The organism is Vibrio sp. SSH13-20, from assembly GCF_040104475.1.
In the GTDB taxonomy this organism is placed as follows: domain Bacteria; phylum Pseudomonadota; class Gammaproteobacteria; order Enterobacterales; family Vibrionaceae; genus Vibrio; species Vibrio harveyi.
The window spans coordinates 46,372-65,064 of sequence record NZ_JBECOU010000008.1 but is presented as its reverse complement, the minus strand read 5'-3'; the positions used below and the strand labels follow the sequence as shown (position 1 = coordinate 65,064).

The 18,693-nt window shown below is 44.0% G+C and carries 20 protein-coding genes; 16 read left to right on the top strand and 4 right to left on the bottom strand.

Features of this window, described 5'->3' with window-relative positions; genetic code table 11:
• The first annotated feature begins 110 nt into the window (after nt 1-110).
• The 8 genes from ABMY42_RS21060 (at nt 111) to purT (ending at nt 8,438) form a co-directional block, all read left to right on the top strand.
• On the top strand, nt 111-806 hold the full coding sequence (locus ABMY42_RS21060; protein WP_349266742.1) for an NAD(P)H-binding protein: 696 nt from the start codon (nt 111-113) through the stop codon (nt 804-806).
• A gap of 194 nt (nt 807-1,000) precedes the next feature.
• Nucleotides 1,001-2,374 (top strand): L-cystine transporter, encoded by a 1,374-nt coding sequence (locus ABMY42_RS21055; protein WP_154203626.1) that lies wholly within the window; start codon nt 1,001-1,003, stop codon nt 2,372-2,374.
• 221 nt (nt 2,375-2,595) lie between these two features.
• Nucleotides 2,596-3,276 carry a DUF1826 domain-containing protein gene (locus ABMY42_RS21050; protein WP_005445535.1) on the top strand — a complete coding sequence of 227 codons (681 nt, stop codon included), beginning with the start codon at nt 2,596-2,598 and terminating at the stop codon, nt 3,274-3,276.
• Nucleotides 3,277-3,437: 161 nt separating this feature from the next.
• A complete protein-coding gene (gene sbcB / locus ABMY42_RS21045; RefSeq protein ID WP_154203624.1) occupies nt 3,438-4,859 on the top strand; it encodes an exodeoxyribonuclease I in 1,422 nt (473 codons plus the stop codon).
• A gap of 58 nt (nt 4,860-4,917) precedes the next feature.
• Entirely contained in the window at nt 4,918-5,292 is a 375-nt protein-coding gene (locus ABMY42_RS21040; RefSeq protein WP_050903240.1) for a CidA/LrgA family protein, read from the top strand.
• Between the two features lies 1 nt (nt 5,293).
• On the top strand, nt 5,294-5,971 hold the full coding sequence (locus ABMY42_RS21035; RefSeq protein ID WP_005445538.1) for an LrgB family protein: 678 nt from the start codon (nt 5,294-5,296) through the stop codon (nt 5,969-5,971).
• A gap of 255 nt (nt 5,972-6,226) precedes the next feature.
• Nucleotides 6,227-7,114 (top strand): cytidine deaminase, encoded by an 888-nt coding sequence (gene cdd, locus ABMY42_RS21030; protein ID WP_289881279.1) that lies wholly within the window; start codon nt 6,227-6,229, stop codon nt 7,112-7,114.
• 148 nt (nt 7,115-7,262) lie between these two features.
• Nucleotides 7,263-8,438, top strand: coding sequence for a formate-dependent phosphoribosylglycinamide formyltransferase (gene purT / locus ABMY42_RS21025; protein ID WP_029791114.1), 1,176 nt, complete (start codon nt 7,263-7,265; stop codon nt 8,436-8,438).
• A gap of 76 nt (nt 8,439-8,514) precedes the next feature.
• On the opposite strand, the gene ABMY42_RS21020 is transcribed toward purT, so the two are convergent.
• Entirely contained in the window at nt 8,515-9,165 is a 651-nt protein-coding gene (locus tag ABMY42_RS21020; RefSeq protein ID WP_042606219.1) for a thiopurine S-methyltransferase, read from the bottom strand.
• 336 nt (nt 9,166-9,501) lie between these two features.
• On the opposite strand from ABMY42_RS21020, the gene ABMY42_RS21015 reads away from it, so the two are divergent.
• Entirely contained in the window at nt 9,502-10,275 is a 774-nt protein-coding gene (locus ABMY42_RS21015; RefSeq protein WP_005445543.1) for a phosphoribosylglycinamide formyltransferase, read from the top strand.
• Nucleotides 10,276-10,418: 143 nt separating this feature from the next.
• On the opposite strand, the gene ihfA is transcribed toward ABMY42_RS21015, so the two are convergent.
• Nucleotides 10,419-10,715, bottom strand: coding sequence for an integration host factor subunit alpha (ihfA, locus tag ABMY42_RS21010; RefSeq protein ID WP_005445544.1), 297 nt, complete (start codon nt 10,713-10,715; stop codon nt 10,419-10,421).
• A 526-nt stretch (nt 10,716-11,241) separates the two neighbouring features.
• Between ihfA and ABMY42_RS21005 the strand changes: the two genes are divergently transcribed.
• The 7 genes from ABMY42_RS21005 (at nt 11,242) to ABMY42_RS20975 (ending at nt 15,040) form a co-directional block, all read left to right on the top strand.
• Nucleotides 11,242-12,120, top strand: coding sequence for an AEC family transporter (locus ABMY42_RS21005; protein WP_005445545.1), 879 nt, complete (start codon nt 11,242-11,244; stop codon nt 12,118-12,120).
• Nucleotides 12,121-12,302: 182 nt separating this feature from the next.
• Nucleotides 12,303-12,542: a hypothetical protein gene (locus ABMY42_RS21000; protein WP_005445546.1), complete on the top strand. Its 240-nt coding sequence runs from the start codon at nt 12,303-12,305 to the stop codon at nt 12,540-12,542.
• A 21-nt stretch (nt 12,543-12,563) separates the two neighbouring features.
• Nucleotides 12,564-12,986, top strand: a complete 423-nt coding sequence (locus ABMY42_RS20995) for a hypothetical protein (protein ID WP_017817999.1) — start codon at nt 12,564-12,566, stop codon at nt 12,984-12,986.
• Nucleotides 12,987-13,138: 152 nt separating this feature from the next.
• Nucleotides 13,139-13,399 (top strand): hypothetical protein, encoded by a 261-nt coding sequence (locus tag ABMY42_RS20990; RefSeq protein WP_005445548.1) that lies wholly within the window; start codon nt 13,139-13,141, stop codon nt 13,397-13,399.
• The gene (locus ABMY42_RS20985) at nt 13,399-13,782 is read left to right on the top strand and encodes a hypothetical protein (protein ID WP_005445549.1); all 384 of its coding nucleotides are present in this window, start codon (nt 13,399-13,401) and stop codon (nt 13,780-13,782) included. The genes ABMY42_RS20990 and ABMY42_RS20985 overlap by 1 nt, the downstream gene beginning before the upstream one ends.
• The gene (locus tag ABMY42_RS20980) at nt 13,773-14,111 is read left to right on the top strand and encodes a hypothetical protein (RefSeq protein WP_005445551.1); all 339 of its coding nucleotides are present in this window, start codon (nt 13,773-13,775) and stop codon (nt 14,109-14,111) included. Before ABMY42_RS20985 ends, ABMY42_RS20980 begins: the two co-directional genes overlap by 10 nt.
• A 203-nt stretch (nt 14,112-14,314) precedes the next feature.
• Nucleotides 14,315-15,040, top strand: a complete 726-nt coding sequence (locus tag ABMY42_RS20975) for a metallophosphoesterase (protein ID WP_017190331.1) — start codon at nt 14,315-14,317, stop codon at nt 15,038-15,040.
• An 89-nt stretch (nt 15,041-15,129) separates the two neighbouring features.
• Here the strand turns inward: ABMY42_RS20975 and pheT are convergent, their stop codons facing one another.
• Both pheT and pheS read right to left on the bottom strand, forming a co-directional pair.
• Nucleotides 15,130-17,535 carry a phenylalanine--tRNA ligase subunit beta gene (pheT, locus tag ABMY42_RS20970; protein WP_053050944.1) on the bottom strand — a complete coding sequence of 802 codons (2,406 nt, stop codon included), beginning with the start codon at nt 17,533-17,535 and terminating at the stop codon, nt 15,130-15,132.
• An 18-nt stretch (nt 17,536-17,553) separates the two neighbouring features.
• Nucleotides 17,554-18,537, bottom strand: coding sequence for a phenylalanine--tRNA ligase subunit alpha (gene pheS, locus ABMY42_RS20965; protein ID WP_005439802.1), 984 nt, complete (start codon nt 18,535-18,537; stop codon nt 17,554-17,556).
• Between the last annotated feature and the right edge of the window lie 156 nt (nt 18,538-18,693).

Sequence of the window (18,693 nt, the reverse complement as noted above, 5' to 3'; positions counted from 1 at the left end):
TTCACTGAATTCGATTGATTAAGTGTCATACATTAGCTACCTGACTGCAGCTTCGTGGAAGAAATGCGCTACAATAGCCTAAGCACTTGTTCTTAAACAGGAAGGATACAATGGACAACGATTCAAACGCATGTGTGATTATTGCAGGTGGTACAGGTCTTGTAGGGAAAGAAGTCATGGCTAAACTTGTCTCACAGCCTAGCATCGAAACGCTATATTCTCTCTCCCGCCGAACGATCACTGGTATCGAGGATCCAAATAACAAAATTGTCCCATTGTTAGACGCGGCGCTCACAATCCACGATTGGGACGATCAGCAACCGATTCCACGCGTCGGTTTTATTTGTCTCGGCACCACATTAAAACAAGCTGGCAGCAAAGATGCTCTGCGAAAAATCGACGTCGAATTGGTATGTAAAGTTGCTCAACAAATGAAGATGATCGGTGTAAAACGCATCGCTGTGGTTTCGAGTCTAGGCGCAAAAGCGTCTTCTTCATCCCATTATCTAGCTTGCAAAGGACATATGGAAAAAAATATCGAGAGGATGGGCTTTGAAGAAGTGGTGTTCGCAAGGCCCGGACCTCTGGTCGGACAGCGAGAAAATCCTCGTACGGATGAAAAGGTTGTTCAGACACTTTCTAAGGTAATTCGTCCGCTTATGCTTGGTAAATTGGCGAACTTTGTACCCGTTCATGCTCAAGACGTAGCCAAAGCGATGATTTATCAAGTTTTCAGCTATCAAGAAGAAAAAGTCATTTATTTGCATAGAAAGGATATGCTTGATCTCATTAGGCACTATGATTGAAAAATTTCGCCTAAATATTACGCTAAATCAGTCATCAACGAGAGTCGAGTCGCATTTTTATATTCATTTTAGATCTATCTAATACCTGTTAATCATTTTTAAAGTTATATCCCACTCGGTATCTTACCCAACCAGTATATAGCTCCGTATAAAATTTAATCAGCACTTCTTATGCCGATTACTAAGGTAAGATTATGAATTTCGCAGTGGTTGCTTCTCTGGCGGTGTTTATCGCCATATTAATGTTCCTTTTTAACCAACAACAAAAACAAAACACACTCTCGCGTTTGGTTTTAATTGGCTTGGTTACGGGCTCTCTTTTCGGTCTTGGACTGCAACTTATTCATGGCGAAGGCAGCGATGTCATTGGACAAACACTTGATTGGGTCGGCATAGTCGGCAGCGGTTATGTTGGCCTGCTTAAAATGGTGATTATGCCTTTGGTATTGATTTCCATGATTTCCGCCGTTGTAAAGTTAGAGAAAGGCGGTTCGCTGGGTAAGATCTCTGGTCTAACGATTTCTGTTTTGCTGGTAACAACAGCCATTGCTGCCATGATCGGTATTCTTGTTACGACTACATTTGGTTTGTCTGCCGCTGGATTAACTGAAGGTGCACGTGAAACGGCTCGTATTGCCGTATTAGAGAGTCGAGTAGGATCAGTAAGCGACCTAACGATTCCTCAGATGTTAGTAAGCTTTATTCCAACTAACCCGTTTGCCGATCTTACAGGGGCTCGTTCTACATCGATCATTGCTGTGGTTATCTTTGGTGTTTTAGTCGGTATCGCTGCACGTAAAGTGATGGCAGAAAAAGAAGAGTTGGAATCTCCAATTCGTACTTTTGTGGAAGCGGCACAATCCGTGGTTATGCGCCTGGTTAAGATGATCATGGCATTAACGCCTTATGGTATCGCTGCCCTTATGGCGAAAGTGGTCGCAACATCAAGTGCTGCCGACATTTTTAATTTGCTTGGCTTTATTGTTGCGTCTTACGTTGCAATTGCACTGATGTTCCTTGTTCATGGTCTACTTGTTTCTTTTGTCGGCGTTAGCCCTGCTGAGTACTTTAAAAAGATTTGGCCAGTACTGACATTTGCATTCACGTCACGCAGTTCAGCGGCAACGATTCCACTTAACGTTGAAGCACAAATCACCAAGCTAAACGTACCACCAGCGATTGCGAACTTGTCAGCGTCTTTCGGTGCCACTATTGGTCAGAACGGCTGTGCAGGTATCTACCCAGCAATGCTTGCGGTAATGGTAGCGCCAACAATGGGTATCGATCCTCTAGACATCAACTTTATTCTGTCACTGATTGCCATCATCACGATTAGCTCATTTGGTATTGCCGGTGTCGGCGGCGGCGCAACCTTTGCTGCCCTGATTGTACTGCCTGCGATGGGCTTGCCTGTGACAATCGCAGCGCTACTGATCTCTATCGAGCCACTAATTGATATGGCGCGAACTGCACTTAATGTCTCTGGTGCAATGACTGCAGGTACCATTACCAGCCGATTGTTGAAATCCACCAACGACAATGGACAGTTAGAAGAACAAAAAGCGTAGCTGTTCTCAAAAAATAACTCTCAGTTTGAGCCGATGGTTTCTCCATCGGCTTTTTTGTATTTAAGCGCACCAAAGTGAAGAGTCATCCCCTTCCTATCTTCTCCAATTAATGCCTTACTCCCTACTCGCTAACTGTCTAAACTGATTTATTGAGCAGCATTGTTATGATATAACATTTCACAAATATCAAAATGAACACAGATAACATCGGAGGTAATGTCATAAGTTCAACTTTAATCGAGTCCACTTCAACTGAGGCTCTTGAATGCACACTTCGAGCGCCGTGTTTCAGTTCAGGCGAAGAGCCAACTGTGTTAGCGAACATCTATCAAGAAGACATCAATATCGCAATCTGGCGGCGACAATTCGATCAACCGCTTGCCGATGCCACGAATCGGTTCATCACCTCCCACCCTAACTTCAATAAATCGCTGAATGTATCTCCTGAAAATGCTTATGAAGTACTGCAATACGCAACCGATGGGCAGGCGCCGGATGTATTGTTGAGAAATATCGTGGAGTTAGTCGACATGTTTTGCTATTTGTTTGAGTTAGAAGACGCAGGACTGCGCCTAGCGACACTCAATAGCGCGATGTGTCCCCGTTTTCACGTTGATCAAGTCCCCTGCCGCCTAGTCACTACCTACCAAGGCATTGCGACTCAATGGATTGCTAATGACGTACTTGATCGCTCAAAGCTCGGTCGCGGTAGTCATGGGCTTTCGGATGCAGAATCCGGCTTATACAGAGCAGAATCAGACATCAGGCACCTTTCTGTTGGTGACGTTGCACTGCTAAAAGGTGAGCGTTGGATCGGAAATGAAAACAAAGGGCTGGTTCATCGCTCGCCTAGTATCCAATCGAATCAAGCTCGTTTGTTGCTCACCCTTGATTTTGGCTAATAAAAATCAGCGATTGTCCAAGCATTAACCAAATAAAAAACTTCAAGCCGAAAGTGACACTTCGGCTTTTTCATTTTCACAACGTCACATTGCATCTTTCGTTGCGAGTCAAGGCGTTGAATGGTCTAATACTCCTATCGGTTCCGTAAACGGTAAGCAGAATGCACCAAGACAATCAGCCCACTTTTTTCTTTTTCGATTACGAGACTTGGGGAACAAGTCCAGCCAAAGACCGCCCAAGCCAGTTTGCTGGCGTTCGCACTGATGAAAACTTCAATATCATTGGTGAACCTTTGGTGATGTACTGTCGTCCACCTGCTGATTACCTTCCTTCGCCAGAAGCAGCTTTGATCACTGGTATTACACCACAAAAAGCAATGCAAGAAGGCTTACCTGAACCTGAGTTTATCGCCAAAATTCATGCTGAATTGTCTAAACCAAAGACGACTAGCCTTGGCTACAACAGCATACGTTTTGATGATGAAGTCACTCGTTACACTTGCTACCGAAACTTCATCGACCCATACGCATGGAGCTGGCAAAACGGCAACTCACGATGGGATTTGCTTGACGTGATGCGAGCATGTCATGCCCTGCGTCCTGAAGGTATTGAATGGCCGGAGAACGATGAAGGCTTTACAAGCTTCAAGCTAGAGCATTTATCCGTAGCGAATGGCATTGAACACAGCAATGCTCACGATGCGATGGCCGACGTGATTGCCACGATTGAAATGGCGAAGAAAGTTAAAGCCGCCCAACCTAAGCTATTTGACTACTTTTTCTCGATGCGTAACAAGCGCAAACTCAATGAGCTGGTTGATATTGTCAATATGACTCCGTTGATGCATGTATCAGGCATGCTTGGGCGTGAATGCCAATACACAAGCTGGATTGTGCCTGTGGCTTGGCACCCAACCAACAACAACGCTGTTATCACGATTGATTTAGCCAAAGATCCTCAGCCGATCCTTGAACTTTCAGCGGAAGAACTGAAAGAACGCTTGTACACCAAGCGTGATGAATTGGGCGACTTACTGCCTGTACCAGTGAAGCTAGTGCATCTGAACAAGTGCCCTATTCTCGCTCCAGCAAAAACATTAACCGCGGAAAATGCGGAAGTCATTGGTATTGACCGCCAACAATGTTTAAACAATTTAGCGTTGTTGCGCCAACACCCAGAGATCCGAGAGAAGCTGATTAGTCTATTCTCTATAGAACGTGAATTCGAAAAGAGTAATGACGTTGATACGCAGCTTTACGATGGCTTTTTCTCGCCTGCTGATCGCGCTGCTATGGACATCATTCGTGAAACCGATCCGAATAACTTAGCCGCACTGGACATTGAATTCGATGATAAACGAATCAAGCCATTGCTTTTCCGTTACCGTGCTCGCCATTATGCAGGCACATTAGATGAACAAGAACAAAGACGCTGGGCACAACATTGTCGTGAAGTTTTCGAAAGTCAGATTGAAGAGTACATGATGAATTTGGAAAACTTAGTTCACGAACATGAAAGTGACGAAAAGAAGATAGCAATATTAAAATCCGTCTATCGTTATGTAGAGAGCCTAGCCTCCTAATTTCTTACCTTGTTCAAGCGCACCTTCGGGTGTGCTTGTTGTTTTATATGCTGTCAAAATGATAAAAGATCGATTACTACAGCTGATCCATTTGCTCATCTCCCTCGCACTCATCATGGGAGCACTTGGTATCGGCAACACTATTCAAAAATTCGTTGGCATTTCTGTTCCAGGAAGTGTCATCGGCATGCTTGTGCTGTTTTTCTCAATGACCCTTGGCTTAGTCAAAGTGGAATGGGTTAAGCCAGGTGCAACCCTATTCATCCGCTATATGATCCTGCTATTCGTGCCTATCAGCGTGGGTCTGATGCAACACTTCGATATGCTACTGGCTAACGCACTGCCAATTATTGCGAGTGCAGTAGGCGGATCACTGATCGTATTGGTCAGCTTGGCATGGTTCTTAGATTACTTACTGAAGGAGAAGCACTAGTATGTGGTTACTTGTCACTATTGTGGTTTTCCTTGCCGCACGCCAAATCGCAATCAAGGTGAACAATCCGATTGCTAACCCGCTTTTGATCAGTATCGCGGTATTAATCCCGTTGCTAACCTTTTTGAAAGTGCCATTTGAAACATACTACGCTGACAACGAATACATCAGCTTTTTACTTCAACCCGCCGTTGTTGCGCTGGCATATCCACTTTATGAACAACTGCCTCAAATCAAAGCCAATTGGCGCATTATCACTCTGGCTTGCACGTTAGGTAGTGTTATGTCCATGCTTACCGCTACGCTCATTGCGGTGGCATTTAAAGCTGACATTAGCTTAATAGCCAGCTTGGTTGGTAAGTCTGTGACGACCCCTATCGCGATGGAAATCTCTAGCCACTTAGGCGGAGAAGCAGCTGTTGCGGCAATTTTAGTGCTTATTGTGGGTTTGTTTGGTGCCATCCTCGCGTACCCGATCTTCAATATCATTGGTATTAAGCATCCAATTGCGCGCGGTCTAACAATGGGTACTGTTTCTCACGCTCTCGGCACCGCAACATGTGCTGAGAAACAACCGGGAGATGCAGCGTTCTCATCTCTTGCATTGGTGCTTTGTGGCATCATCACCTCGATTCTCGCGCCAAGCTTCTTTGCTTTGGCGGTTTGGTTATACCAATAATAACCTCAATGACCTGCTTTGCTATCAAGTGAGCAGGTCATAATCTCCTCTAGAAAATTCGCAGTATGAATATACGTTGATATAGTTATTAGTGGGACAGAGATAACGTTAAATCTTAGTGAAATCGAATACATGTGTGAGCTCACTCTAATTATGTAACGTAAATTATCATTACACACATTAACGTGATCTAAAGCACAGAACATTTCCACCTTTCACATAGAATAACTGTCCATGCAATAACAAGGATTCAACATGAAAAGTCGCATTGAACAGGCGCTAGCAAGCGCTCCTGAAGCACTTTCAACACCTCTTGCTCCTATCGTCCTTTCTGACGATTTTGATGCCACTATTTCTGAGCAACAGTTTGAAGCGCTACTGAACGCTACCAATCTTTCTGATAAAGAGCTTCGTGTTGCTCTACTTCCTTTTGCCGCTGCGTTTTCTTACGCACCGATTTCTGAATTCTATGTAGGCGCGATTGTTCGTGGTCTATCTGGTCGCCTTTACTTCGGTGCGAACATGGAGTTTTTTGGTGTTCAGTTAGGTCAAACTGTTCATGCTGAACAATGCGCGATTAGCCATGCTTGGATGAAAGGCGAACGTGGTGTTAAAGATATCACCATTAACTACAGCCCTTGTGGTCACTGTCGTCAGTTCATGAATGAACTAACTACGGCGAAAGAATTAAAGATCCAATTGCCAGAGCGTGAAGAAAAATCGCTACACGACTATCTTCCTGAAGCATTCGGTCCTGCTGATCTTGGTATCCAGTCAGGTCTAATGGCAGAAGTGAAACACGAGTTTGCTTGCGATGACAACGACACTCTGCTCCAAAAAGCAGTTACTGCGATGAACATCAGTCACGCTCCATACACTAACAACTTAAGTGGCATCGCTCTTGAGATGAATAGTGGTCGTGTATTCCAAGGTGCTTACGCAGAAAACGCAGCGTTCAACCCTAGCCTTCCACCACTTCAGGTTGCCTTAATTCAAATCCTGATGGCAGGCGAGCAGTTTGAAGACATCAAAGCCGCAGCACTAGTGGAGAACTCACAGGGTAAGATCAGCCACCTAGCCGATACTCAATCAACACTAGAGGCACTGAACCCAGATATTCCAGTGAGTTTTGTTAACATTTAACTCACAATGCTCTTATGAGAGAGGCTCTGCATGACGCAGGGCCTTTTTTTATTGTTTAAAATCACACGCAAACGTTTGCTTCATTCGCAAAAATCAGTATGATCCCCTGCAAATTCGCTTCCACCACTTTATTTTGTAAGGGAACACTATGTTTGGTACTGCTACTAGCACTCATGCTACCCGTGTATTACTTCTGGGCTCTGGCGAGCTTGGTAAAGAAGTAGCAATTGAATGTCAACGTCTTGGTTTAGAAGTGATCGCGTGTGACCGTTATGCTGACGCACCAGCAATGCAAGTCGCTCATCGCAGCTACGTCATCGATATGCTTGATGGCAAAGCATTAGAAGAAATCATCAAGAAAGAGCAACCTGCTTATGTGGTTCCGGAAATTGAAGCTATCGCAACAGACAAATTAGTTGAGCTAGAAGAAAAAGGCGTGAACGTCGTTCCGACAGCGAAAGCAACTAAGTTGACCATGAACCGCGAGGGCATCCGTCGTCTTGCAGCTGAAGAGCTAAGCTTAACGACTTCTCCTTATCAGTTTGCAGATAACTTTGATAACTTTAAAGCGGCAGTTGAGCACGTTGGTATCCCTTGTGTAGTTAAACCTGTGATGAGTTCGTCTGGTAAAGGACAAAGCGTCATCAAAACAGAACAAGATGTGCAAGCAGCGTGGGAGTACGCGCAAGAAGGCGGTCGTACTGGTGCTGGTCGTGTGATCGTCGAAGGCTTTATTGACTTCGACTATGAAATTACGCTGCTGACAGTACGAGCGAAAGATGGCGTCCATTTCTGCGCACCAATTGGACATCGTCAAGAAGATGGTGACTACCGAGAGTCGTGGCAACCACAAGCAATGTCAGATACTGCGATTAAAGCAGCAGAATACACAGCGGAGAAAGTCGTAAATGCGCTCGGTGGTTACGGCATCTTCGGTGTAGAGCTGTTCGTGAAAGGTGATAAAGTAATTTTCAACGAAGTTTCACCTCGTCCACACGACACTGGCATGGTAACTATGATTTCTCAGGAAATGTCTGAGTTTGCTCTGCATGTTCGTGCGTTCACTGGCATGCCAATCAACAGTATCATTCAATACGGCCCGTCCGCGTCAGCTGTCATCCTAGGGCAAGGTACATCAACAGATATTCGCTTTGATAATCTTGCCAATGCCCTGGCTCAACCACAAACTCAAGTTCGTTTGTTTGGTAAGCCTGAAATCGATGGTCGCCGTCGTTTAGGCGTTGTTCTAACGCGTCGTAAGACTATCGAAGATTCGATTAAAGATGCAGTGAATAGCGCTTCTAAAGTACAGATCGTTTACTGATTTCACTAGTTCGCTCCAAGAAATAAAAAGCGCAGCCCAATTGGCTGCGCTTTTTATTTGTATAAACTCAGTTACCCTATTCACTTTCAATTAAATACACTTCTTCAGAGAAGTGACTCAGACCCTTTTTGGCAATTTTAGGGTGATTATCATCGGCTTGATCTACGTTTAAGCATGTGATCTTATAACCGGAAAATAACTGTTCAATCTCTTCTACAGGAACACTAAAAGGAGGTCCTGCCATCTCTTCTTGCGGGTAGTTCAACGTGACCAACAAGATACGACCGCCAGGATTCAGCAATTGCTTAACACGAGCAGCATATTCTGCTCGCATCTCTTTAGGAAGAGCCACTAACGCAGCGCGATCGTAAATGATATCGGCTTTAGATACTGGGGCGGTAAAGAAATCACCCGTATAAATCGACAGCTCATCAAACTGATATAACTCGTGCATACCATTAACAGGCGTTACCGTTGGTGTGTAAAAATGCTCAGCAAAAAACGCTCTTACCGCAATTTGGCTTAGCTCAACGCCCTGAACTTCGTCGTGTTTGGTCGCTAACCAAATCAAATCCTCTGACTTACCACACAGAGGCACCAAAACTTTATCATCACGCTTTGCAGCCGTATGTTGCCAAAATGCAGGCAATAGTGGGTTCACGTCTTCTAGATGAAAACCAATTTGGTTACTGGCCCATTTATTGTGCCAAAATTCTTGATCTCTCATGATTCTTCTACTTGTCGGCTGATAGTGGATTCGAGCTTTGCGCTTCACTTTTGTGGGCTAAGACTAATGATTTTTTCAAATTTGTCTATGCCGTTCATCTTTGGTTAATACTGCAATGTTAGTATGGCTAACGTTCAAGAAGGAACCCTTCCTTGTTCTGATGGTCAGAATAAAGGAAAGCAAAATGGTGATCTAGAACACGATTCCACCATAAGGTTGAAAATCAACCTTGGAATCTATCGTAGAGACCCCATTAACTAGGTAGTACCTGATTTGCGAATCTTAGTGACCTTTTCGTTACCCATTTTCTAAGTGCAAGCAAGTTAAGGAGAGTGAATGAGCTTATTTCTACGTACTACGGCATTGATGCTATTAGTACTAAGCCGTGCGCCGGCTTTCGCCGCACTTCCAAATGTCCCGAGTAACGAGCAAGACCGTTCTGCTAGCCAAAACGAAGTTTGCTCAAAATTGTTTAAACATAGCCTTAGTGGTTTGTATGGCATTCAGTCAATCGACTCCAAACCAACACAGCCTTATTCAGATTTCGACGTACTTTACAGCAAAGCGCACCAAGCGCAGTTTGAGCTAGAAACCATCTGTAAGAGTACTGCCCTTCTCACTGACGCACAGCCTTATTTTGCTGGCGTTAAATCTCAGCACCGCGCCGAAGAGAAAATCGCCCACGAACTTGACGGTCAAGTAGAACGTATCACCGACTTAGCCCGTGCAACTATCGTTGCAAATGACGTAGCAAGCTTGGTGTCGGTATATGAAACGTTAGAGCGCGAAACAACCATTGTTAAAGTAAAAAACCGCTTTAAAAAACCAACGGCTTCTGGTTATCGTGATCTCAACTTGTTGGTCCGTTTACCAAAAACCAACCTAATTGCTGAAGTCCAATTGCATCTAAAAGCGATTGCTGATGTAAAAAGTGGTCCGGAGCATGATTTGTACGAGCAAATTCAGAAACTGGAACGTCAAGCTCTGGTTGAAGGTCGTAACCTAAATGATATCGAGATGGCATCAATTCGTAACATGCGTACTCAATCTAAAAACTTGTATCAAGAGGCTTGGCATCCTTACCTAACGACGCACCTAGAAGCAGCCTAAACAAACAGTATTTTAGAAACTGATTCCCTGAATACTGAAAAACCACCGCAATTGCGGTGGTTTTTATTTGTTCTTTAGTCAGTAATGAAAGCCACAAACAAAAAGACCACGACAAAGCGTGGTCTCATTCCATGTTACATGGCTTACTGGTCGGTCTTTAGGTTCTCTACGCGAGCTTTCAACTTCTGACCCGGGCGGAACGTAACGACACGTCGAGCAGTAATAGGAATATCTTCGCCAGTTTTCGGGTTACGACCAGGTCGTTCATTCTTGTCACGAAGGTCAAAGTTACCAAAACCTGACAGTTTTACCTGTTCGCCACTTTCTAGTGCCTTACGAATCTCTTCAAAGAACACTTCCACCGTTTCCTTGGCGTCCCGTTTACTAAATCCCAATTTATCAAACAGGTTTTCTGCAAGTTCGGCTTTTGTGAGCGCCATAAAACTTTCCTCAAAGCTATGTTAAACAATGCTACCTTAGTGTAGCGCCAGAGCAGTTTTACCCTACCAATTCAACAACATATCGGGGTTACATCAGGAAGTGTATGCCAAGCTTATGATTTTCGCCAACTTTTTTCTTTGCTAATATACGGAATGTTGCACCACGCAGATAGTTTACCCACCACCATTTCCAGATTTTCCTTTAATTCCCTCTCCAATGGCAAAAATATCCAGTTCAAATTACTAGTTTTAAAACTCAAAACAACATTAATCACTATTTAATAAAAATGTCAGATACTGACTACTTTACAAACAATTGACACAAAACTTCTTACCTTTTCAGTAAGTTGAGTACGTTTGAAAATAGATCTGATCGGTCCTATTTAGCAGACTTGTTATTCAGATATAGCGTGACACTAGGAGCATGAAAGCTTGAACAGCGACAAAATTCTATTGATTGCTCCATGACGGTTAACTGAAAGGTTGTTACTGTTTATCCCTGTTTTCACCACGCGAAAGAGCCGCCATGTTGCACCAAGTCATCAGTATCTTATTTCCCGTCTTTGTCTTGGTTTGCGTAGGTTACTTAGTTGGTCGATGCCTCAAGCCCGATTTTCGCCCAATCAATCGCATCAATATGGATGTGTTTACTCCGGCACTGGTATTTTCTTCTCTTGTCGGTATGCCACTCAACATGGGGCAAGTCCCCTTGCTACTAGCCGCGCTTATTGCTGTCGTAGTACCTGGCATTGTGATGGTTCCCATCGCGAAGTTTTGCGGATTATCATTCAAAGCATGGGCTCCACCACACATGTTTCGAAACAGCGGTAACTTAGCGATACCGCTGTTTACTTACACCTTTGGGGAAATCGCCCTTCCCTCCGCAGTATTGCTTTTTGTCGTTTCAGCATGCCTACATATAAGCCTTGGCGTTATGCTACTGAGTAATGGCAATCCGCTTAAACAAATCGTCAAAATGCCGATCTTCTTATCCGCTTTGCTCGCGTTGCTTATCAACATTTCTGGTATTGGTATTTGGTCTCCTCTTTTTGAAGCGACCACATTACTTGGGCAGGCCGCCGTCCCAGTTATGTTGTTATCATTGGGAGCACAAATGCGCCATTTAAGATGGGATGGTCTTCGAGTGGGTCTTTGGTGCACACTTCAATCACTCGGTACCGGAGCACTCGCCTTTGCCTTAATCTATACCTTGATACCATTGCCAATCATGCAATTACAGATGATGGTGTTGTTTACCATGTTGCCACCAGCTGTAATGAACTACTTGTTTGCTGAACGACTCAATATCGAACCTCTGAACGTTGCTTCTATGGTCTTGTTTGGCAACTTTTTAAGCATTATTACTCTACCGCTGCTACTAACGTTCGCTTTATCACTTGCTTGAACCATGCCTCCACATAATCCATCAACATCAAGCAACGTTTAACAAATCACAACGTAACGCTTCAAATTTGAAATCTAATTTTTAACAATAAATTCACCTTATCTAGCCTTTATACCTCGCTTTTTGAGTGTTTTATCTATTAGCCTGAACCCTCCGCAAATTTACAAAGGAGTTGTAATTTTATGGATAAGACATGCCGTGTGATTTTTCTCGGTGGTGCTCATCACTTAGAGGAAATCACAACAACACTCAACACAGTCAAATTTACACCAACAGTGTGCTTTGGCGATGACGAATACGTTCTACTCCCAAAAGGAGTTGGTAATTCACCTAGATACTTCGTTTATGTGCACTCCACTTTGACAGATGAAGAACAAAATGAACTGATTCAATTAATCGAAATTCCGATGAAAAATAAATAGAGGCTTAATGGAGGACAGATAATGTACGAAGTTATTTTTATTGGCGGTGAGAGCCATGGTGAAAATATTTCCCTCAACTCTCTACCCTTAACGGTAGATAAAAATGGAGAAAAATATTCTTTATTTGGCTTAACAGACCCTAACTATGACAAACCTTACAAAATATACTGTACGAAGTATTCAATCGCAGAACGGTATATTCCTCAAATTGTTAAAGTCGAATTTATTGGTGGTCATTGGGATCGAGAATTTGAACACAGAATTCTGGGGTGGATACCTACAAGGGTGAACCGAACTCGTGAGGTCCTCGATAATCTAATAACCAATTCCTATGAATTAGTCACTCAGTTTTCCGACGGGAAGACCGTCCACGCATACGCCTCTGAAGATGTTCCAGAAGTATTTTTAAATGAAAGAATGCAAGCATTGCTCAAAGGAGATTGAAGCAAACTTTATCGCTGACATTGTTTATTTAACAAATTCGCAATCTAAATTTTACGGCTAAATTAACCATGTCTCTTTTTTGAGTCTCGCTTTTTGAGCAATTTATCGATTAGCCTAAAATCTCTCAACACTTGCAACGGAGTTGTAATTATATGGATAAAGAGTGCCTTGTAATTTTTCTAGGTGGCTATGAACACTTAGCAAAAGTTGTAACTACGCTTGATGCCATCAAATTCTCTTCAACAATAAAATTTGGCAATGATGAATATACCCTCATGCCAAATGGATATGGAAATACACCTCGAATCTTCTTTTATGTACACACTGAACTGAGTGAAGACATCATTAGAGAAATGAAAAATATGGTGAAACTTTCTATTGATAAAAAATGGTTTGAAATTGGTGGTGAATAATGGCGTTAGAAGTATTTATTGATATTTGTGGAGTCTCAGCAACAACACGAGAGATAGACAGGGAATGGGTAACCGGACTCGTTAACAGAGCAAAAGACCGCAAATCTAAGGTATGGGTGTCTGTGATTGTCCGAGATTTGAAGCAAGATATTAACATTCGGCTTGCATGCGGTAATGCACCAAGAATAGCAACAACCACAAACAGCCCAAGACGAAAACCGCTAACCCAGCTCGAAAGTAAGCTGGCGGATCTCTGGTCTATGTTCCGGTGCGAAGGTGGGAACGTTAACGTTCAGGGCGTATGTGATTTTATCCGCTACCTCGAAGGATGTCAGAGACGTGAGAGTGATGAAAAGCTAAAAAAGGATAAGCAGTGGCATTAGTTATTTCCATTGATTGCTGTGGGGTAGTCATTGATTCATTAGAGAGCAACTCGAAAACCATAAACGCTATTGTGACGAAAGCTCAAGAACAAGGACAAAAAGTGTGGCTACGTATATGCCTAAAAGATGTATCGCAGAACATCGATATTGAACTTTGCTGTGGAGAACCGCCGTCTAACTCTGTGCTACCAGCAGCTAAAAGAGGCTCACTCATAGAGAAGAATATTAAAAAACTTTGGTTAGAACTTGGTTGCGCGGGTGAACAAGTGAATGCACAGAAGATCTCTGCATTTTTACTGTATTTTCAAAGCTATATTAATCAGTCCTAGAGAGTAGAACCTGCAAGCACGAACTACCTATCAAGTTAACGTTTAAGAAGGGCGCTGGTGTTCTTCAGTTATCGATTAAGCTGTGGCACTGCGCTTTTAAACAGATGACCTAGAGAAACCTTTTAATGGTAGAGGCATATCAAAAACAAAAGATTGAATGATAGACTAACGTCAAACAACTACCGTTTTTGCTTTGCAACTCTATGACATCAATTATTCAAATCAGCGACTGCCATTTAAGTGACGATTCAAGCTTTGAGAATCTACGTAGCGCGCTTCTTTATGCTCAAAAAGATTCATCATGCGATACCCTTTTGCTAACAGGCGATCTTTGTTGCAACCCCAAACCGGGTGATTACCGTGTACTACTAAGTTTCCTAGAAAAGCACATTCGCGATAAGAAAATATTCGCAATTGCAGGCAACCATGATGACACCAAATTGATGAAGCGGGAACTGGTCGGTAGCTCTATTAACGTAGTGAATAAAGCCAAAATTCATAACCGTGACATGCTGTTCTTAGATTCGAGTGCTAAACCTTTGGATAAGCGCCACCCTTTAGGCTCTGGTCGTGTCGATAACCGTGGGCTAGCACGCTTCAATAAACAACTTCGCCATGCGATCAATCCGATTGTTGTTATCCATCACCCTATTATTCCCGTAGGCTCGGATTGGATGCAAGCCATTTGCTTGGAAAACAATGCAAGCTTACATGCGCTTTTGGCTAAGTACCGAGTTCAAGATGTTATTTGCGGGCATGGTCATGATGCACTGACTGTAACGCGCCAAGAAGTCACTCAACATATGGCACCCGCTACTGCTTACGGTTTTGACCACAGTATTGACGAATACAACCGCAATGCAAAGATTGGCGTGAATAAGATTCACCTCGAAGGTGAGAGGATGAAGGTAGAGACAGTTTGGCTCTAGTTATTCCCTATTTCCTATCTCTCAAGATATAAAAAAACCCTGCCAAACTGGCAGGGTTTCCATTTCTTAAGAAGATACGTTACATGAGATTAGTCACGTAGAGACGCACCAAACTTCTCAGAAACGTGAGCAACGATAGCGTCAACCGCACCAGCGATATCTGCATCTTCCAGAGTACGCTCAAGTGACTGTAGAGTCAGAGCGATTGCTAGGCTCTTCTTACCTTCTTCAACGCCTTTACCTACGTAAACGTCGAACAGCTTCGCATCTTTAAGGAACTCGCCACCTTGCTCTACACAAGCGTTAACGATATCACCAGATGCAACAGCTTCATCCACGACTACCGCGATATCACGACGGTTTGAAGGGAATTTAGAAAGTGCTACCGCTTCAGGGATCACTTTGCTGTTGATTGCAGACCATTCGATTTCGAATACGATAGTACGACCATTTAGACCGAACTTACGCTCAAGTTCTGGGTGAACAGTACCGATCACACCCACTTCTTTACCATCTACGATGATTGCCGCAGATTGACCTGGGTGAAGTGCTGGGTTAGCTTTTTTGCTTTCAGGTGACAGTGCAGCGAAAGAGTACGCTTTTTCGTTAGCAGACAGCTCTAGAATTGCTTCTAGATCGCCTTTAAGGTCGAAGAAATCAACAGTGTTAGTTTCGATATCCCAATGCTCTTCACCGCGAGTACCTGCGATAACACCGGCAAGCATTGGCTCTTGGCGCATACCGTTTTCTGCCGATTCACATGGGATGAAACGTAGACCATATTCAAATAGACGAACGCGTGGCTGTTGACGCTTCTGGTTGTGAACAACCGTGTTCAGCAGACCTTGGATAAGACCAAGACGCATTGCTGACATGTCTGCAGAAATTGGGTTTGGAAGCACTAGAGGCTCAACACCAGGTACAACTAGCTTTTGTTGCTCAGGCTCAACGAAGCTGTATGTGATTGCTTCGTGGTAACCACGGTCAACAAGAAGATCACGAACGCGTTTCAGTGGAAGATCCGCTTCAACGTGGTTGTGCATCTTAAGTGCTGCTGCTGGGTGTTGGTTAGGAATGTTGTCGTAACCGTAGATACGACCAACTTCTTCAATCAAGTCTTGCTCGATAGCGATATCGAAACGCCATGTTGGTGCTACTGCCACCCAACCTTCTTCAGAAGCTTCAACTGTCAAACCTAGGCGCTCTAGGATTTCTACTACGTCAGCATCAGCGATGTGGTGACCTAATAGGTTGTCTAGCTTAGTACGACGTAGAGCAACTTTGTTTGGCTTAGGTAGGTCTGCTTCAGACTCTACAGCAACAACAGGTGCGACTTCACCGCCACAGATCTCAACAAGAAGCTGAGTTGCGCGCTCCATTGCGCTCACTTGTAGTGCGTAATCCACACCACGTTCAAAACGCATTGAAGAATCAGTGTGAAGACCGTAACTACGTGCGCGACCACGGATGTGGTCAGGTGCAAAGAATGCACACTCTAGTAGAACGTCTTTAGTTTCCGTTGTTACACCAGACTCTTCACCACCAAAGATACCTGCGATTGCAAGTGCTTTGTTGTGGTCAGCAACAACTAGTGTATCTGCGTTTAGTTCTGCTTCGCTACCGTCAAGAAGTGTTAGCTTCTCACCTTGCTCAGCCATACGAACTACGATGCCACCTTCGATCTTCGCTAGATCGAATGCGTGCATTGGTTGACCTTGCTCTAAAAGAACGTAGTTAGTGATGTCTACTACAGGGTCGATAGAACGAATACCACAACGGCGCAGCTTCTCTTGCATCCATAGTGGCGTTTCAGCTTGAACGTTTACGTTCTTAACAACGCGACCTAGGTAACGTGGACACGCAGCTGGCGCTTTCACTTCGATAGACACTTTATCTTCGATTGAAGCTGCTACTGCTTCTACTGATGGCTCAGTTACGTCAGCTCGGTTTAGTACGCCAACTTCGCGAGCTAGACCACGAATGCTGAAACAGTCAGCGCGGTTTGCTGTTAGGTCTACGTCTACTGTTACGTCGTCTAGACCTAGGAATTCACGGAAATCCGTACCGATTACTGCGTCTTCTGCTAGCTCCATGATGCCATCTGACTCAACATCGATACCTAGTTCAGTGAACGAACAAAGCATGCCGTGAGATGGTTGACCACGTAGTTTTGCTTTTTTGATTTTAAAATCGCCTGGAAGAACAGCACCAACCGTTGCTACTGCTACTTTCAGACCTTGGCGACAGTTGTGTGCGCCACAAACGATGTCTAGAAGCTCTTCTTCACCCACGTCTACTTTAGTAACGCGCAGTTTGTCTGCATCTGGGTGTTGACCACATTCAACAACGTGACCAACTTTAACGCCGTTGAACGAACCTGCTACAGGTAGCACGTCATCAACTTCTAGACCCGCCATTGTAATTTGGTGAGTTAGTTCGTCAGTGGTAATCGAAGGACTAACCCACTCACGAAGCCATGATTCGCTGAATTTCATAGTGATTTATCCCCTGGATTACTTGAACTGTTTTAGGAAACGAAGATCGTTCTCGAAGAACGCACGTAGGTCGTTCACGCCGTAACGAAGCATTGTTAGACGCTCAACACCCATACCGAATGCGAAACCAGAGTATTTTTCAGGATCAATGCCTACGCTACGTAGTACGTTCGGGTGAACCATACCGCAGCCTAGTACTTCTAGCCATTTACCGTTTTTACCTTTCACATCAACTTCAGCTGAAGGCTCAGTGAACGGGAAGTAAGATGGACGGAAACGTACTTCCACTTCCTCTTCGAAGAAGTTGCATAGGAAATCGTGCAGGATGCCTTTCAGCTGTGCGAAGTTTACGTTCTCATCAACCAGCATGCCTTCCACTTGGTGGAACATTGGCGTGTGCGTTTGGTCGTAGTCGTTACGGTATACACGACCAGGTGCGATGAAACGGAATGGTGGTTTGCCATTTTCCATCGTACGGATCTGTACGCCTGACGTGTGAGTACGAAGCATCAAATCTGGGTTGAAGAAGAAAGTATCATGGTCAGTACGCGCTGGGTGATCAGCTGCGATGTTTAGTGCATCAAAGTTGTGGAATGCATCTTCGATTTCTGGACCAGACTCAGTGTTAAAGCCAAGTTCACCAAAGAACTTCTCAATACGCTCTACAGTACGAGTAACTGGGTGTAGACCACCGTTCTCGATACGACGACCTGGTAATGTTACGTCGATCGTTTCTGCCGCTAGCTTCGCTTCAAGCTCTGCACGTTGTAGTGCGTCTTTACGAGCTGCGATAGCTTGCTGAACCACGCCTTTCGCTTTGTTGATCTCTTGACCCGCTTCACGGCGTTCTTCTGGTGGTAGTTTACCTAGGCTTTGAAGTTGAGCAGTTAGCTCACCTTTTTTACCTAGATACTGAACACGCACTTCATCAAGTACGACTAGCGATTCTGCAGCTTCAATTGCTGCACTCGCGTTAGCAATGATCTCTTCTAGATGTTGCATCGTTTCCTCATCTACCTATTGGTAGTATCCATAAGGGAGTGATTGGTTTTTTGATAGCTGTACATAGTAGCCAAACCCGCCACCAAGGCCAAATTGAATTATGAAAAGAAGAGGTTATTGAATAAAAAGAACACAAAAACGTAAAAAATGAAGGGT

Coding starts and splice junctions, on each gene's coding strand:
- ABMY42_RS21060 (WP_349266742.1), top strand. CDS start 111: ATGGACAACGATTCAAACGCATGTGTGATTATTGCAGGTGGTACAGGT.
- ABMY42_RS21055 (WP_154203626.1), top strand. CDS start 1,001: ATGAATTTCGCAGTGGTTGCTTCTCTGGCGGTGTTTATCGCCATATTA.
- sbcB (WP_154203624.1), top strand. CDS start 3,438: ATGCACCAAGACAATCAGCCCACTTTTTTCTTTTTCGATTACGAGACT.
- ABMY42_RS21040 (WP_050903240.1), top strand. CDS start 4,918: ATGATAAAAGATCGATTACTACAGCTGATCCATTTGCTCATCTCCCTC.
- ABMY42_RS21035 (WP_005445538.1), top strand. CDS start 5,294: ATGTGGTTACTTGTCACTATTGTGGTTTTCCTTGCCGCACGCCAAATC.
- cdd (WP_289881279.1), top strand. CDS start 6,227: ATGAAAAGTCGCATTGAACAGGCGCTAGCAAGCGCTCCTGAAGCACTT.
- purT (WP_029791114.1), top strand. CDS start 7,263: ATGTTTGGTACTGCTACTAGCACTCATGCTACCCGTGTATTACTTCTG.
- ABMY42_RS21020 (WP_042606219.1), bottom strand. CDS start 9,165: ATGAGAGATCAAGAATTTTGGCACAATAAATGGGCCAGTAACCAAATT.
- ABMY42_RS21015 (WP_005445543.1), top strand. CDS start 9,502: ATGAGCTTATTTCTACGTACTACGGCATTGATGCTATTAGTACTAAGC.
- ihfA (WP_005445544.1), bottom strand. CDS start 10,715: ATGGCGCTCACAAAAGCCGAACTTGCAGAAAACCTGTTTGATAAATTG.
- ABMY42_RS21005 (WP_005445545.1), top strand. CDS start 11,242: ATGTTGCACCAAGTCATCAGTATCTTATTTCCCGTCTTTGTCTTGGTT.
- ABMY42_RS21000 (WP_005445546.1), top strand. CDS start 12,303: ATGGATAAGACATGCCGTGTGATTTTTCTCGGTGGTGCTCATCACTTA.
- ABMY42_RS20995 (WP_017817999.1), top strand. CDS start 12,564: ATGTACGAAGTTATTTTTATTGGCGGTGAGAGCCATGGTGAAAATATT.
- ABMY42_RS20990 (WP_005445548.1), top strand. CDS start 13,139: ATGGATAAAGAGTGCCTTGTAATTTTTCTAGGTGGCTATGAACACTTA.
- ABMY42_RS20985 (WP_005445549.1), top strand. CDS start 13,399: ATGGCGTTAGAAGTATTTATTGATATTTGTGGAGTCTCAGCAACAACA.
- ABMY42_RS20975 (WP_017190331.1), top strand. CDS start 14,315: ATGACATCAATTATTCAAATCAGCGACTGCCATTTAAGTGACGATTCA.
- pheT (WP_053050944.1), bottom strand. CDS start 17,535: ATGAAATTCAGCGAATCATGGCTTCGTGAGTGGGTTAGTCCTTCGATT.
- pheS (WP_005439802.1), bottom strand. CDS start 18,537: ATGCAACATCTAGAAGAGATCATTGCTAACGCGAGTGCAGCAATTGAA.